This window comes from Streptomyces sp. NPDC088915, assembly GCF_044749825.1.
Classification (GTDB): domain Bacteria; phylum Actinomycetota; class Actinomycetes; order Streptomycetales; family Streptomycetaceae; genus Streptomyces.
Genome location: NZ_JBIVIR010000021.1, coordinates 99316 through 114016, shown reverse-complemented (window position 1 = coordinate 114016; position 14701 = coordinate 99316). Strand labels below are relative to the sequence as shown.

General features: G+C 69.6%; 15 protein-coding genes. 13 read left to right on the top strand and 2 right to left on the bottom strand.

Features of this window, described 5'->3' with window-relative positions:
- The first annotated feature begins 36 nt into the window (after positions 1-36).
- The 10 genes from ACIP5O_RS31925 (at position 37) to ACIP5O_RS31880 (ending at position 5871) form a co-directional block, all read left to right on the top strand.
- Positions 37-306, top strand: a complete 270-nt coding sequence (locus tag ACIP5O_RS31925) for a hypothetical protein (protein ID WP_401299767.1) — start codon at positions 37-39, stop codon at positions 304-306.
- A complete protein-coding gene (locus ACIP5O_RS31920) occupies positions 303-1550 on the top strand; it encodes a hypothetical protein (RefSeq protein ID WP_401299764.1) in 1248 nt (415 codons plus the stop codon). Before ACIP5O_RS31925 ends, ACIP5O_RS31920 begins: the two co-directional genes overlap by 4 nt.
- Positions 1551-1648: 98 nt before the next feature.
- A complete protein-coding gene (locus tag ACIP5O_RS31915) occupies positions 1649-2131 on the top strand; it encodes an IPT/TIG domain-containing protein (RefSeq protein WP_401299762.1) in 483 nt (160 codons plus the stop codon).
- Between the two features lie 78 nt (positions 2132-2209).
- Positions 2210-2692, top strand: a complete 483-nt coding sequence (locus ACIP5O_RS31910; protein WP_401299759.1) for a hypothetical protein — start codon at positions 2210-2212, stop codon at positions 2690-2692.
- A gap of 14 nt (positions 2693-2706) precedes the next feature.
- A complete protein-coding gene (locus ACIP5O_RS31905; RefSeq protein ID WP_401299756.1) occupies positions 2707-3576 on the top strand; it encodes a hypothetical protein in 870 nt (289 codons plus the stop codon).
- A 21-nt stretch (positions 3577-3597) separates the two neighbouring features.
- The gene (locus ACIP5O_RS31900; RefSeq protein WP_401299753.1) at positions 3598-3927 is read left to right on the top strand and encodes a hypothetical protein; all 330 of its coding nucleotides are present in this window, start codon (positions 3598-3600) and stop codon (positions 3925-3927) included.
- A complete protein-coding gene (locus tag ACIP5O_RS31895) occupies positions 3927-4457 on the top strand; it encodes a hypothetical protein (RefSeq protein ID WP_401299750.1) in 531 nt (176 codons plus the stop codon). Before ACIP5O_RS31900 ends, ACIP5O_RS31895 begins: the two co-directional genes overlap by 1 nt.
- A 45-nt stretch (positions 4458-4502) precedes the next feature.
- A complete protein-coding gene (locus tag ACIP5O_RS31890; protein ID WP_401299747.1) occupies positions 4503-4742 on the top strand; it encodes a hypothetical protein in 240 nt (79 codons plus the stop codon).
- Between the two features lie 4 nt (positions 4743-4746).
- A complete protein-coding gene (locus tag ACIP5O_RS31885) occupies positions 4747-5190 on the top strand; it encodes a hypothetical protein (protein WP_401299744.1) in 444 nt (147 codons plus the stop codon).
- Positions 5191-5280: 90 nt separating this feature from the next.
- The gene (locus ACIP5O_RS31880) at positions 5281-5871 is read left to right on the top strand and encodes a hypothetical protein (RefSeq protein ID WP_401299741.1); all 591 of its coding nucleotides are present in this window, start codon (positions 5281-5283) and stop codon (positions 5869-5871) included.
- 95 nt (positions 5872-5966) lie between these two features.
- Here the strand turns inward: ACIP5O_RS31880 and ACIP5O_RS31875 are convergent, their stop codons facing one another.
- Positions 5967-6929 (bottom strand): ParA family protein, encoded by a 963-nt coding sequence (locus tag ACIP5O_RS31875; RefSeq protein WP_401299738.1) that lies wholly within the window; start codon positions 6927-6929, stop codon positions 5967-5969.
- Complete coding sequence (locus ACIP5O_RS31870; protein WP_401299735.1) at positions 6926-8419, bottom strand: ParB/RepB/Spo0J family partition protein; 1494 nt, start codon at positions 8417-8419, stop codon at positions 6926-6928. Before ACIP5O_RS31870 ends, ACIP5O_RS31875 begins: the two co-directional genes overlap by 4 nt.
- Positions 8420-8941: 522 nt before the next feature.
- Here ACIP5O_RS31870 and ACIP5O_RS31865 point away from each other — a divergent pair.
- The 3 genes from ACIP5O_RS31865 (at position 8942) to ACIP5O_RS31855 (ending at position 14687) form a co-directional block, all read left to right on the top strand.
- Positions 8942-9463 (top strand): hypothetical protein, encoded by a 522-nt coding sequence (locus tag ACIP5O_RS31865; protein WP_401299732.1) that lies wholly within the window; start codon positions 8942-8944, stop codon positions 9461-9463.
- Between the two features lie 276 nt (positions 9464-9739).
- Complete coding sequence (locus ACIP5O_RS31860) at positions 9740-13759, top strand: hypothetical protein (protein ID WP_401299730.1); 4020 nt, start codon at positions 9740-9742, stop codon at positions 13757-13759.
- Positions 13749-14687, top strand: coding sequence for a hypothetical protein (locus tag ACIP5O_RS31855; RefSeq protein ID WP_401299727.1), 939 nt, complete (start codon positions 13749-13751; stop codon positions 14685-14687). The genes ACIP5O_RS31860 and ACIP5O_RS31855 overlap by 11 nt, the downstream gene beginning before the upstream one ends.
- Positions 14688-14701 lie beyond the last annotated feature (14 nt).

The window sequence follows — 14701 nt, the reverse complement described above, 5'->3', positions numbered from 1 at the left end:
CCCGGCCCTGCCTCCGACCAGCAGAACGAGGACCCCTTGCCGGACACCACCAGCGGGCTCATCAACGATCTCGACGCCCTGACCTCCGCGCCCCCGCCACGCAAGGGCCCTCTCTGCACGGTCGCTCTGATCCTGGACACCCTCGACGAGCCGGCCGCCGCCAAGCTCCGAGAAGTCCTCGACTCCCCGGCATCCGCCCCCCAGGTTGCCGACGCCCTCACCCGCAACGGCCACCCCGTGCAAGCCCCGGCGGTCGCCCGCCACCGTCGCCGCAGCACCAGCAGCGGATGCAGGTGCCCGCGATGAGCCTCGAAGACCACCTGGACGCGCTGCTCCGGCCCGCGGCCGTCACCCAGTCCGGGCCGCCCCAGACCGTCCGCCCTTCGGTGACCGCCCCCAAGGGCTGGGAGCCGGGCGTCCGCTACGAGGCCAACGGCGCCATGCTCGTCACCGCCCCGGCCGCCGAGGCGCCGCCCCAGGACGAGAACGGATGGCGCGAGCGCGTCGAAGCCCTCGGTCTCGCCGTCCCCGACGGGTACCACGTCCGCCTGGTCGAAGCCCGCCACGACCCCGCCGCCTGGCACCGTGACACCCAGGGCGAGGATGCCGTCACCCGCCCGGTCTGGCGCTGCCGATACCTCATCGAACCCGCCGCCCCCGGCTGGGCGGCCACCGACGACCTGAACAGCCTCGTCCGAGACGCCATGCGCCGGCGCCGCAAGCAGCGTCCCGCCCCCGAGACGGTCGCCCGAGCCCTGGCGGTGGTCTACGCCGACCCCCAGGCGGGCAAGGTGGGGCGAGACGGCGGGACGAAGGAACTCGTCGGCCGGATCGCCGACCGCTTCGACCGGCTCCAGGACCACCTGCGCGACCTCGGCAAGGTCGGCCGCGCACCGGACTCGGCGTACTGGCTCGACGCCGGCGACTGCATCGAAGGCTTCGAGAACGTCCCCAGCCAGGCGTTCACCAACGACCTGACCCTGACCCAGCAGGTCCGCGTCCACCGCAGACTGACCTTCGAGGGACTGGACCGCCTCGCCGCCACGTTCCCCCGCGTCGTCGCCGCGACCGTCGGCTCGAACCACGCGAGGGTCAGACGGGGCAAGGACCCCCTGGGCCCGCCCGAGGACGACTGGGGCATCGAGGTCATGAGCCAGATCGCCGACGCCTACAGCCGAAACCCCGACGCCTACGGGCACGTCTCCTTCGTCGTTCCCGAACCGTGGCGCGACACCGTCTCCCTCGACATGGCGGGCACCATCGTGGGCCTCGCCCACGGCCACCAGTACCCCCGCCCGGAGAAGGCCGCAGACTGGTGGAAGACACAGACCTTCGGCCGCCAGCCCATCGCGGACGCCCGCGTGCTCCTGACGGGTCACTACCACCACTTCCGCGCCCAGCAGCTCGGCAACGGCAGGCTCTGGCTCCAGGCCCCCACGCTCGACAACGGGAGCGACTGGTTCGCGGTGCGCGCCGGCGAGGTGTCCCAGCCCGGCCTGATGGTCCTCTCCGTCACCGCTGACGGATGGGACGACCTCCGCATCCTCTGACCGCGTTGCCGACCGTCAACACCAGCGGGCGACCCAAGCGGCCCCGGTCCGACACCCTTCCGTACCCCCACCACCCCACGAGAAGGGACACACCCGCCATGGGCCTCTACACGGCAGACAACACCCGCATCACCCGTACCGCGTTCCCCGCGGTGAACGCCGTCGACCCGGAGATGGTCGTCACGGCCGACGTCTACTCGACCAAGCCGTTCGACCAGGGGACCCGACCGTCCGACAGCCGCGACAGCGCCCCACAGGGCTCGATCCGCACCCTTCTATTCAAGGCCGGCGCCGTGCTGCGCAAGTCGCAGATCGACAAGCTCTTCCCGCCCGCCACCGTCAAGAACATCACCCCGGCCACGGGCCCGGCCGCAGGCGGCACGGTCATCACCCTCACCGGTACGGGCCTCGACGGCGTCGCCGACGTGAAGTTCGGCAGCGCGGCCGGGACGAACCTCAAGACCCTCTCCTCCGAGAAGATCCAGGTCACCACGCCGCCGGGCACGGCCGGCGCCGTGAACGTCGTCGTGAACGACGACTCGGGCCCGGTCACCAAGGCCACGGCCTTCACCTACGCCTGATCCGCCGACCACGCGACGTAAGCGGACGACGGCCGCCACAGTGCCGCCGCAACGCCCCCGACCCTGGAGAAGACCAGCATGGCCACGCCCCGAACCCGCAAGACCACCGCCGACGACACGGAGGACAAAGCGACCACCGCGCCCGACGCCAGAGACAAGCCGACCGAGGACAAGGCAGTACCGGAGGCACCGGAGACCAAGAGCCCGGCCCTGGACGGCCCGGCCACCCCGGAAGTCGCCCCGCTGGAACCGCCGGCCGAAACGCAGCCCCCGGCGAAGCAGAAGATCCGCAACCCCCAGCAGCTCCTCCCCGAGAAGATCGGTGACGCCATCGTGGACGACTCCACCGGCCTCCCGCCGGACGACATCGACACCGTCTTCGAGCCGGTCCCCCCGAACGGCTTCACCCTGCGCTGCACCCTCCGCCTCGTCGAGAACGTCGGCATGGGCATCTACAACACCCCCACCACCCGACTCCTCCTCCCCGCCGGCGCCGAACTCGCCCCCGCCGACGCCCAGCGCATCATCCAGCGCCTGCGCGGCCAGGCCGACAAGAAGTAAGGAGAGAAGCAGAGATGGCGGTGTACGACTACCGGCCCGTGTGGGCAGGGGCCCTGTGTGACCCCGCGACCGCGGGCGGCAGCGTCGACCGGATCGACCTGTACACCGGCCCCGAGCGAACCGGCACGCCCCTCGCCGCCGCCGGGCCGGCCGTTCGCCTCCGGGACTCCGTCTACCGGTTCACGATCCCGGACACCCTCCCCGTGGGCCGGTACTGGTGCACCGTCACTCTCACCCCCGCCAAGGACCAGCCCGCCGAGCAGGACGCGACCGTCCGCCTCGACCTGCCGCGCGGCGGAGAGCTGATCGCCTCCGCCGAGCAGGTCGCCGACGCGCTGAACATCCCCCTCCCGCTCACCCCGGCCCAGCGCGAGCGGTACTGGCAGAAGATCCGCGAGGCACAAGCCGACGTCTTCACGTACATCGGGCGCCCGCTCATCCCCACCCCCCAGCGTCTCCTGTCCGCGACGCCGATGTACGGCTACTCCCTCGACGACCCGCAGGCGTGGCCCATCCAGCACTACGACGACGTGGTCAGCGTCGTCTCCTACAGCAACAACCTCGACGGGACCTACGAGGTACAGCTCCTCATCGGCCTCGACGGCAGCACCGAAGAACCGATCGTGCGCTACGTCATCGCCCACGCCGCCGAGTCCCTGCGCAACGATCCAGCCTCCGACGCCGACGGCACCCGGCGCGTCTCCTCCGTCTCCGCCGAAGGCCAGTCCATCTCGTACGACGCCGCCCCCGCCCCAGGACAGCCCGGCTCGCTCCCCTCGATCGGCTCGCTCTCCGGCTACCGGCGCCAGATCTACCGCCCGCTGAACACCGTCCCCGCCGCCCCTTGGCCGTACGGCGGCGGGCGCCGCCATCGCCGGTGGTAGCCCACCCGACCGGAGCGCACCATGGCCGTCCTCCTGCCCGACCGCGACCTCACCGTCTACGTCCTGCCACACCCGTGGACTCGTGACGCCTACGGCACACCCGTACCCCCACCGCCGCAGGCCCGCCCCGCCCCCGCCGGCACCTGGCCCGGCGCCGCCACAGAGCAGACCGACGGGTCGTGGACACTGCGCGTCGATCCCGCATCGTGGCCGCTGCGCGCCGGCGACGTCCTCGGAGACGGCACCCGCACCTGGACGGTCACGACCGCCCTCCCGAAGAAGGTCCCCGGTCACGGCGCCGCCGACTACATCGCCGTGACCGCCGCCCTCAACCCCCCGGAGACACCCTGATGGCCAAGTTCCATGCCGCCCCGGGCCTGGAGCAGCAGCTCGCCGCCATGATCGCCCCCCACATCCACGAGATCGCCCGCGACGTCGAGCGGGAAGCCAAACGGCTCGCCCCGCCGACGAAGCGGTGGATCACGGTCGCCGACGACCGGGTGCGCCCGACCCACGCCGCCGCCCACGGCCAGGAGAAGCCCGCGAACCTCCGGTTCGAGATCAACTCAATGGACTGGGACCGCCGACACCGCGGCGTCGGACCCCTGACCTACATGAAGGGCCCCCGCGACGAGTCCTCCCGGGCCGTGGCCAACATCAAGAACTGCCGATGCACGACGCGCACCATCCCCGACGGCATCGCCCGCAACATCCGCGCCCTGCCGCCCGTCATCACGGGCAGCACCGTCACCGCGAAGGTCGTCGCCTCCGGCCAGTTCGTCATCGAAGCCGAAGTCGGCACCGTCTACCCCGGCAACATGGAAGCGGTCGGCGCCTTCTACATGGCGCGCGCCGCCGCGATCGTCGCCGCCCGCCGCTGAGGGAGCCCGAGACACAAGGCCGCGAAGGTCTGCACCCTGCGCGGCATGACCACGAACATCAAGAAGACCACCACCGCGGCCAACGCCAACGAAGAGACGACCACGGACGCCGTCGCGATCGTCGGCCCGCCGCTGCGCCACGGCCAGCAGCCCGAGAAGGTCACCTTCGCCCACCACCTGCGCGTGGCCGGGAAGGAGGTGAAGCCGGGCGACACCGCCTACGTCTCCCCGGACTACGCCCGCCAGCTCCGGGGCAGCGGCTACATCGCCCGCACCCGCGGCTGAACAGATGGGCACCGCCTACCCAGTCGCCGACGCCGATCCGGTCGCCGTCGTGCTGGCCTGGCTCGCCGAGCATCCCAAGGTCGCGGAAGCGCTCGGCGGGTCCGGCCGGGTCTCCGGAATCCGCGAGGCCCCGTGGCCACACCTACGCGTCGCGCCCGGCGCCGGCGGTGACATGCGCGCCCTGGAGTGGGCCATCGAGCCCGAGGTCACCCTGGAGGTCTACGGCGATCCCGGCGGCTGGCCCGGCCCGGCCGCGCTCCGCCGCATCGCCCTGATCGCCGCGCTCGCTGCCAAGGAACTGCCCGACGCCCCGGCGAAGCCCGGCCGGCCCGTCGTCAGCTCCGTCCGCCCCTCCGGCGTCCTGATCGACTCGCCCCTCGCCGACGGGCAGCCCCGCCACCTCTTCGGTCTGCTCGTCACCGTCCACCCGCCACTCGACGCCCCGTGATCTCCCTGCGGATCTGAGCCCGCGACGTTAACCACCTGGTCTCTCCATCGTGGCCCGGCCCTAGTTCCTGGCCACAAGGAGAGCTCCACCATGGCAGGCGAGATAACCAACGCCTCTCAGATCGTCATCCCCGCCCGCACACGCGTCTGGCTCGCCCCGGTTGGCACCGAGGCACCGGCCGACGCCACCGTCGCGATGCCCGTCGGCTGGTTCAGCGTCGGCCTCACCACGGAGGACAGCCTCAAGTTCTCGGAGGAACCGCAGTTCGAGCAGGTCAAGTCCGCGCAGATGGACTTCCCCAGCCGGACGTTCCAGACCAGCGACGCCGCCTCCGTCGAGGTCGACCTACAGCAGTGGTCGGCCAAGAATTTCTCCGCCGTCTTCGGCGGCGGCACCATCTCCCAGATCGCCCCGGCCGGCGGCGGCACGGGGCCGAAGCACTTCAAGTTCGCGCCTCCGAGGATCGGAGGCCGCTCCGAGATCGCCGCAGTCATCGAGGTGGTCGACGGCCCGAAGGCCTACCGGTACGTCATGCCCCGCACCATGCAGATGGAAGGAGTCAACACCGACCTCCAGAAGGCGAAGGAGGCCGTACTTCCCCTCCGACTCGCCGTCCAGGGCAGCGACGACACCGATGCTTGGTACCTGCTCACGAACGACCCGGCCTTCGCCCCGGCGTAAGGTGGTCGAGCACTGCGAAGGCCCGTACCGGGCGCGGGAGATGTCACCTTCCGCGATCAGTACGGGCCTTCGGCACTCCGTTTCTCAGGGAAACGCTACGACGCCCCTTCCGGCATCAGGTCGGGGAACCCGAGGCAGTCCGCGACGTCGTTGTAGTCCTCCGACGGGCGCGACTTGGGGTCACTGATCGCGACCGGCGCCTTCTGGCGGTACTGCCCGGCTGCCACGCCGCTGTACCGGACGTGGGGGAGCACGCGATCACCGTGGGCTTCCTCGATCTCGTCCACGGTGCGCTGGTACTCGGCTGCGTTGTGACTGGCGGTGGGAGTGCCGCACAGCAGGATGTTGTGGACGGTAGGGCGGGCCGGAACCGACTTGTTCCTGTACAGGTGCGCGACCTCATGCAGTTCGGTCAGCAGCTTCTCCAACTGCTTCGCCTCCTTGCCGGTCACGAGTACCGGCGGGACGACCTCGTCGTCCTCGTCCATGGCGATGAGGGTGGACAGCGTGATCTGGCCGTAGTTGGCCGGCAGGTCGAAGAGCCAGACCTCGTTCTCCTCCGCCGTGAGTTCTCCGGTGCGGTACTTCATGATCTGGTCCCACAGCCAGTTGAAGTCCGCCGGGGAGTTGGTGAAGTGCTTCTCGATGTTCTTCATCCGGTCGTCGCCGGGAACGATGTAGAGGTTGGGAATCTCCAGGTACTCCTCCCACTCGCCGTGGACTTCGGCGTCCCAGCCCTCGGGCATCTCGCCGTTCCACATAAGAGCCCCCACCGTGGCCTCGTCGAGCGTGGCAGCTCCGGTGATCACGTCCCAGACGGTAGGGACCCCGGCCTTGAGGTCGGCAGGGCCGCGGTTGGCGATCTCGCTGGCATTGCACTGGGCATCCAGATCGAAGATCCGCACGCGGTAGCCGCGCAGGGCCAAGATGCAGCCGAGCATGATCGTGGTGGTCGTCTTGGTGGTTCCGCCGGCGGCCAGCAAGAAGGCCAGGATGAGCGGGTGCTTCCGGCCCTTGGGCAGGAGATTGCGCTTCGGCCTTGGCAGTTTGGAGCTCACAGGCTCTCCTGATCGGTCAGATGCTCAGGGTCATGAGCGTTTCCCAGGGAAACGCCAAGCCGGGTCAGCTCCGCCTTCTCCCACTGGGTCTCCGGCACATAGTTGCCGGCCTCGATGAGGAAGAGGACGTAGCTCGCGTCGTGCATGTCCCAGCTTGGCCGACGCCGATCGCTGGCCCGTGCTTCGTTCGCGGCCAGAGCAGTCACGAACGTCGCCAGCCCGACGAGGTCAGCGTCACCGGACGACAATACGGCCTGGAAGTAGGCGTCGGTGTCCTTGATGTCGAAGTGCGCCTTGTTGCTCTGTACGAGCCAGACGTGCGCCTGCTTCCTGGCGTCACCCTTCCCAGCCAGAAGCGCCCTCCGGATGACGGCTTCGCGCGCCTCGGTGGATACCTCGGCACCGCGTCGCAGGAGGTCCACGCAGGCCAGGTCCCGCTCCTTGTTCGCCGTGTACCTGTCGGTGTCGGCACCCTTCTTGGAAGAAGCGGCCGTCCTAAGAGGAACGGCCGGCCGCTGCGAAGGGACTGGTGACTGCGGGGGAGCAGGCGGCTGTGGAGCATCGTCACCCGTGCCGGCGGCTTTCTCGTTCGGCGACGGAGTGTCGGTCTTCTCGTCCGCAGGGGGATTCGGCTCGCTGTCGGTCTCGATCTCCAACTCCTCCGGGCTCTCCGGAGGGGTCTCGGTGTCCGTCTGCTCGCTGGGCTCCTCCTCCGAGGCGTTTCTCGGAGAAACGCCGTGAACGAGGATCTGGTGCACGGCGTCCTGCACACGAAGCTTCCCCTCGCTGTCGAGGATCAGGTGCAGAGCGGCAAGCTGCTGCTCTTCCTCCGGGAGCTCCAGAAGCCCCAGCGCCGCGGTGACGCCGAGCCTCTTCTGCTCCAAGGCCTCTTGCGCGGGAGCCGGCAGTTCCAGGAGGCGGATGCGCTTGGAGATGGTACCGATCGACTTGATGCTCAGCGCGTCGGCGATCTCCCGGTAGGACATCTTCTCTTCGGTAGCCAGGCGGTTGATGTGGCGCGCCTGCTCGATCTCGGTGGGGTCCTTGCGGTGGTAGTTCTCCTTGATGAGGGCGAACCGGATCGTTGATACGAGGTCGTTGCGAACGATCGCCTTGATCTCGGACAAGCGGGCCATGCCCGATGCACGCCAGCGGCGCTCGCCGTAGCCGAGGACGTACTTCGTTCCCGCCTCCGCCACGACGGCGCACTTGTCCGGGAACCGCTGTCCGTACTCCTTGATGAAGAGCTCGGAGGAAAGGATCGAGACCGGTTCCAAGAGGCCGTCAGTCTCGATGTCGTGGGCCAGCTCGTCCAGATCGCCCATGTCGCGATCGTTGAACGGGTTCGGACAGATGTCCTTCAGCGAGACGTCCTTGAGGTCCCAATTACCGTCCGGAATGTCGTAGATACCGGTTTTAGGCTTCTCTGTCTCACTTGTTCCTTTGCCAACCTTCGCTGAGCGTCGTGGCTTTTGTGGTGAAATTGCCACTTTTCAGTTCCTCCAAGGTGTATCCGGATGTAGCTCGGGACGAGGCTAGCGTTTCTCAGGGAAACGCTCCGACGATCGGAGCAGGTTTCCCTCGATCGGCTCCCGGTTCCTCCTCTAAGGACCTCCTTTCCGGTGTCCGGCTCCGCGCAGGCGCGTTTCCCTGAGAAACGGAGCGCGCGACACAAGCCCTGCCGCCTCGTCGCGGTCGCGGCTCTCCTGCGGAACCGAGGGCGGCGGGCTCTTCCCCGCCGGTCTGCTGCGGCCGTCGCTCCTTCCAGGCGGGCACGGCCGGCGTGGTCCACGCCGTCCTTCTTCTCGGCATCGGAGAGCAGGGCCCGCAGTGGACTTACGACCACTCGGACGTTTTCCCTCGATCGGCCCCTGGTTCATCCTCTAAGGACCTCCTTTCCGGCGCCCGGCTCCGCGCAGGCGCGTTTCTCTGAGAAACGGAGCGCGCGACACAAGCCGTCCGGCCTCTCTACCTTCCGCGGGTCCCGTCAGACCCCTGGGAGGAACCACCCCATGTCCTACGCCATCAACCTCGACGCCCGGCGCCGCGAGGTCCAGTACCCGCACGGCATCCCCGTCATCTTCCGCGAGGAGCAGTACCTCTTCCCCGCCGAGCTGCCGGCCGACGCGCTCGATCCGCTCCTCAGCGACGATCTCGACCTCGTCGGCCTGCTCACAGACCTCATGCGTACGGACAGCGGCTCGGCCACCGGCGAGATCATCGAGCTGCTGTTCAAGCGGCCCCGACTGCCGAGGCAGTTCCTCGCCGCCGTCCGCGAGACGTACGCGATCCTCCTCGGCGAGGACTACAAGCGGTTCGCCGGGGCACGTCCCTCCGTCCCGGATTACGTCTGGCTCAGCACCGCCCTCATCCGGGTCTACGGGGTGGACCTGGGAAAGCTCTTCGGGTCGGCCGGCTCCTCCGCTCCCGATGGGACGACGTCGAGTCCGACCTCCTCCGGTACTACGGACTCGACGCCCGCGGCGTCTGGCTCCGACCCGGACAGCCCGGCTTCCTCGGACTCCGCCGACTGATCACGCTCCTCGACGGTCTGCCCGAGGAGTCCCGTGTCAGTTCGTCGCCGATCGGCGGCTGGACCGTGCACACCGAACTCCTGGCGCAGCTCGTGGAGGAAGTCTCCCTGCTCGCCTCCGATCACCGCCGCGAGAAACCGCGGTCGATCAACCGCCCGTACGACACGGCGGACGCCGCCCCTCGCGGGGACGGCCAGGAGGCGGAGCAGCCCACGCAGCCGATGAGCGGCCACCGCGCGATGCTAGCGGCCGCAGCCAGACGAGGGATGGTTCGCAGTGTCTGAGGGCATGCAGGCCGGCCGCCTTGAAGTGCCGGTCGTCGCCTCCCTCGCAGGGTTCGCCGAGGAGTTGCGGACCAAGGTCGAGACCGCGGCCGAGGGCCTGGCCGTCAAGGTCAAGATCAAGGTCGACAGCAAGGGTCTGCGCAAGCGGATCGAGAAGGCCGTCGAGAAGGCGTCCGCAGGCGTCACGGCCAAGATCCGCCTTCGCGTTGACCGCGACGGGCTGCGTGGCGAACTCGACGCCGCCGCCCGAGAGGCAGCTCGCAGCGACGTACGCGTGCCGCTCCGCCCCGACGAGGGCGAGCGCGGGGGCGGGCTGCTGGACCGGATTCGGTCGCTGCTCGGCGGAGCGCGGGCCGAGGTCGAACGCAACCCCGTCGACGTCCCCGTCCAGTTCCGGATGCCGAAGGGGCGGCGCTCCCTGCGGATGCTCGCCATCGGCGGCCTGCTCTCGGTCCTCCAGCCGGCCGTTGCCGCGCTCACGCAATACGGCGGCGCCGTCGTCGCCCTCGCCTCCTCGATGGCTCCGGCCGTCGGCATCCTCGGCGCGGTCCCCGGACTCATCGCCGCGGCGGGCAGCGCCGCCATCGGTACCCGGGTCGCCTTCTCCGGCTTCGGCGAGGCACTGAAGCAGACCCTCAAGGCGCAGGCCCAGCTCGGCGAGGGCGCCAAGCTCACCAAGGCCCAGCAGCAGGCGCTCGACCAGTCCATGGAGGGCCTGTCGGCCTCCGCCCGCAAGTCGGTCACGGCCGTTGCGAGCCTGAGCGGCGCGTGGCGCTCCATGCGCCAGTCAGTGCAGGAACGTTTCTTCTCGAAGGTCGCCGACGAGATCCGGCCCCTGTCGAACGCCGTCCTGCCGCTCCTGCGGGACTCCCTCGGCGACTCCGCCGCCCAGATGGGCCAGCTCGCCAAGGGTGGCGCCCGGTTCATGCAGACCGGGATCTTCAAGAGCGACTTCAAGAAGATCGCGGGGACGAACTCCAAGGTCATCGGCAACCTGACCGATGGACTCGGCAACCTGGGCCACGCCACCCTCGACTTCCTGGTGGCCTCCGGCCCTTTTGTCGAGCGGATCGGCGAAGCAGGTGAGCGCTTTACCCAGTGGGTCCGGGCCTCGGCCGCCGCCGGCCGCTCCACCGGCTCGCTCGGCAAGTTCCTCGACCACGCGGCGGAGAAGGCCAAGCAACTCGGACGCACGACGCTCTACCTCGGCCAGGGCATCGCCGGCGTCGGCCGGGCGGGGATGGACGCGGGCAACGCGCTCTTCGACGGGCTCGAAGCCTCCATGCTCCGGTTCAGCCGCTGGGCCAACAGCGGCGAGGGCAAGCGGTCGATGGAGAAGTTCTTCTCCGACTCCTCCGCCACCTTCCACGAGCTGAACCTGCTCGTCGGCGACCTCATGCGCGGGCTCGGCCGGATGGCCAAGGACAACGGGGTCACCGATCTCATCCGGCAGATCCGTACCGAGCTGATGCCGGGCATCGGCGCCTTCCTCGATTCCATCGGCCGCAGCGTAGGCCCTGCGGTGATCGGCATCATCGCCAACCTGGCCCAGGCCGTCGCCACGCTCTCCTCCGCCGGGGTCGGGCTCGGGATGCTCCTGCAGTCCTTCAACGGCCTGCTGAACGTCTTCAACGGCCTGATGAACGTGATCCCCGGCCTCGGCACGGGGCTCGGCATCCTCCTCGGGACGATGCTCGCCTTCAAGGTCGTGCGCGGCATCACGACCGCCCTCACGGGCATGATCTCCTCCGTCCGCAACCTCGGGTCGGCGACCAGCGTCGCCAACGGGGCCATGGGCCCGCACATCAGCGTGTGGCAGCGGATGCAGGGCGCCTACGCCGGCGCCGCTTCCGGGGCCGGACGGATGACCGGTGCGATGCGGGCCGTCGGATCGGCCGTCGGCTCGATGCGCATCGGCATGACCGGACTTCTCGGCGCGCTCGGCGGCCCGTGGGGCGCGGCCATCGCCGCCGTCACCATCGGCATCGGCCTCCTGGCCAACCAGCATGAGAAGGCCGCCCGCGCCGCCGAGGCCCAAGAGCAGCGGGTCAGTTCGCTCACGCAGGCGCTCCGCGACTCCAACGGCGCGATCGACGCCAACGTCAGGGCCCAAGCCGTCCTTCTCCTCCAGGACGCCAAGATCGGAGAGGGCAAGGGCAAGCTGGTCGACAAGCTGCGCGACGTCGGGGTCAACCTCACCCAGCTCACCGACGCCTACCTCGACCAGGGCGACGGCCTGGGCAAGCTCGAAGACAAGTTCCGCTCCCTCGCGGAAGCGAACAAGGAGTACGTCGAGCGGGGCCGGGACGTCTGGGTCCAGGACTACTCGAAGCAGGGACAGCAGTACAAGGAGGCCGCCGACGCCCTCAAGGGCCTGAACGGCGAGTTGTCGGAGAGCATGCGCAACGCCCGCGAGGGCGCGGCCGCGATGAACGGCGCCGGCAACACGGGCACCGACTCATTCAGCCGCCTCAAGACCGCGGTCGATGGCATGTCGAGCTCCACCGCCACGGCCGACGACCGGGTCAACAGCCTCAAGAGGGCCCTCGACGCGCTCACCGGCGGCACGCAGTCCTTCCACGACGCTCAGACCCGGGTCAACTCGGCGATCATCTCGGTCAACGACGCGATCGAGGCCAACGCGGGCAAGCTCGCGAACGCCTCGAAGGAACTCATCGGCTACGACGGGGCGGTCAACACCGCCACCAAGAGCGGCCAGCAGTTCAACAGCCACCTCACCGAACTGCGCGACTCCGCCGCCGCGGCCGCCATCGCCGCCTTCGACATGGCGAAGAACAACGGCACCCCGCTCGCGGACGCCCTACGGACCGGGCAGACCGAGATGACCAAGGCCCGCGACGCCGCCATCGCCTACGGCCGGGACCTCGGACTGACGAAGGAACAGGCGGCCGGCCTCGCCGACAAGATGGGCCTGATGCCCTCGACCGTGAGCATCCTGCTCAGCGCCAAGGGCATACCCGAGGCGAACGCCCAGATCCTCGGGCTCCAGGCGCAGCTCGGCACCCTGCCCGCCGGAAAGTCCATCACCGTCAAGGCCCCGAACGGCGAAGCCATCGCAGCCCTGCGCGCCGTCGGATTCGCGGTCACCACCCTGCCGGGCGGCAAGAACGTCTCGATCACCGCGCCGACCGGCGGCGCCCGAAGCCAGCTCGCCCTGCTCGTCGACTCCATCGCCGCGACCCCGGCGAACAAGAACGTCTCCATCAAGGCCCTGATCCAGACGGCCGCCGCCGACCTCACCGCCGTCCGGGACAAGGTCGCCGCGCTCCCGCCCGGCAAGACCCTCAAGATGGAGGCCCCCACGAAGCTCGCCCAGGACGAGCTGAAGAAGCTCGGCTTCCAGGTCAAGGACGTCCCGAACAGCAAGAAAGTCGAGATCACCGCCCCGACCGGAACCGCGATCCAGAACGTCCGCGACATCCAGGGCCGCATCAACTCGCTGACCGGCAAGACGGTCACCGTCACCATCAAGTACACGACCATCGGCAAGCCCTACGTCGAGACGTCCCCGCAAGCGAACGGCGGCATCGTCAAGTTCGCCGAGGGCGGCATCCACCGCATTCGCAACAGAGTGCAGTCCTTCGCCGAGGGCTCCGAGCGCCACATTGCGCAGATTGCCCGGCCCGGCGAATGGCGGCTGTGGGCCGAGCCGGAGACCGGTGGCGAGGCGTACATTCCGCTGGCCCCCAGCAAGCGCCGCCGCTCCACCGCCATCCTCGACGAGGTCGCCCGGATGTTCGGCGGACGGGTCGTGTACTTCGCGAACGGCGCCCTCTCCCAGCAGGCCCAAGGAGCCGTGTCGCTGCACAGCGGAAGCCGGAGCAGCACCGCGACCGCGCCCCGGGCCAGCACCCCGCAGGGGGCCGGCGCCCTCGTCGGCGGTGACCTCAACCTGACCATGACCGGGGCCCCGATGAGCCCCGGCGAAGCACTAGGCGACGCCATGTTCGAGCTCCGCCGCATCCGGCGCGGAGGCGCACATGTTGGCTGAGGGCGAGTGGAACCTGTCGTACGGCTCCAACGGAATCTACCCGGGGGCGAACTTCACCTTCGGCGGCTTCCGCAGCGGCTACTACCTGCTGGAGCCGTACGAGATCACGCCGGGCGACATCGACGTCGGCGACATCCCGCTCCCGCGAACCGACGGCATCCGCTTCGGGCAGGACTGGAAGGCCGCGGCGACCATCACCTTCGAGGTCGGCGTGGACGCGGTCGATGACGCCCGCACGCAGCGGGATCGTCACGGCGCGAACCTGAGCAGGCTCTCCGTGATGGGGCAGGCGTGGGACGCCGAGGCGCTTCGGCGGCGGTTCGCGACGCCGGCGACACTCTCCACAGTGCAAGGCGGCCGCGCCAGGATGTTCTACGGGCGCCCCAGGAAGTGGGCGCCGGCCGGCTCGAAGCTCACGCGCCAGGGATACACCCCCGTCGTGGCGACGTTCGCGTGCCAGGACGCCACGGCGTACGACGCGACCGAACGCAGCGTCCGCGTCGACATCAGCCCGGCGCCGCACCGTGGTCTGGTCGGTCCGCTGCGCACGCCCCTCACCATGACCGGCGAAGGCAGCGGGAAAGTCCCCGGCGAGGTGGTCATCGGCGGCACGAAGCCGTGCTGGCCCGTGATCACGATCTACGGGCCCATTACCCAGCCCGCCTGCGAACTGGTCGGCCGCTGGAAGCTGGGGCTCGACCTGTCGCTCGGCGTGGGCGAACGCGTCGTCATCGACCCGCGCCCGTGGGCACGCACCGTGCTGCGCAACGGCAATGCGAACGTCGCCGGCCTCCTGTCTCGCGGGACGCCCGGCCTGGGTGAACTGCGTCTCCCGACCGGCCGCCAGGACTTCATCCTCCGAGGCACCGACAGCACCGGGGCCGCCTTCATGACGATCGCGTGGAGGGACGCGTACGCCTACCTGTGACGGGTCGGCGCGGT

Coding starts and splice junctions, on each gene's coding strand:
- ACIP5O_RS31920 (WP_401299764.1), top strand. CDS start 303: ATGAGCCTCGAAGACCACCTGGACGCGCTGCTCCGGCCCGCGGCCGTC.
- ACIP5O_RS31915 (WP_401299762.1), top strand. CDS start 1,649: ATGGGCCTCTACACGGCAGACAACACCCGCATCACCCGTACCGCGTTC.
- ACIP5O_RS31910 (WP_401299759.1), top strand. CDS start 2,210: ATGGCCACGCCCCGAACCCGCAAGACCACCGCCGACGACACGGAGGAC.
- ACIP5O_RS31905 (WP_401299756.1), top strand. CDS start 2,707: ATGGCGGTGTACGACTACCGGCCCGTGTGGGCAGGGGCCCTGTGTGAC.
- ACIP5O_RS31900 (WP_401299753.1), top strand. CDS start 3,598: ATGGCCGTCCTCCTGCCCGACCGCGACCTCACCGTCTACGTCCTGCCA.
- ACIP5O_RS31895 (WP_401299750.1), top strand. CDS start 3,927: ATGGCCAAGTTCCATGCCGCCCCGGGCCTGGAGCAGCAGCTCGCCGCC.
- ACIP5O_RS31890 (WP_401299747.1), top strand. CDS start 4,503: ATGACCACGAACATCAAGAAGACCACCACCGCGGCCAACGCCAACGAA.
- ACIP5O_RS31885 (WP_401299744.1), top strand. CDS start 4,747: ATGGGCACCGCCTACCCAGTCGCCGACGCCGATCCGGTCGCCGTCGTG.
- ACIP5O_RS31880 (WP_401299741.1), top strand. CDS start 5,281: ATGGCAGGCGAGATAACCAACGCCTCTCAGATCGTCATCCCCGCCCGC.
- ACIP5O_RS31865 (WP_401299732.1), top strand. CDS start 8,942: ATGTCCTACGCCATCAACCTCGACGCCCGGCGCCGCGAGGTCCAGTAC.
- ACIP5O_RS31855 (WP_401299727.1), top strand. CDS start 13,749: ATGTTGGCTGAGGGCGAGTGGAACCTGTCGTACGGCTCCAACGGAATC.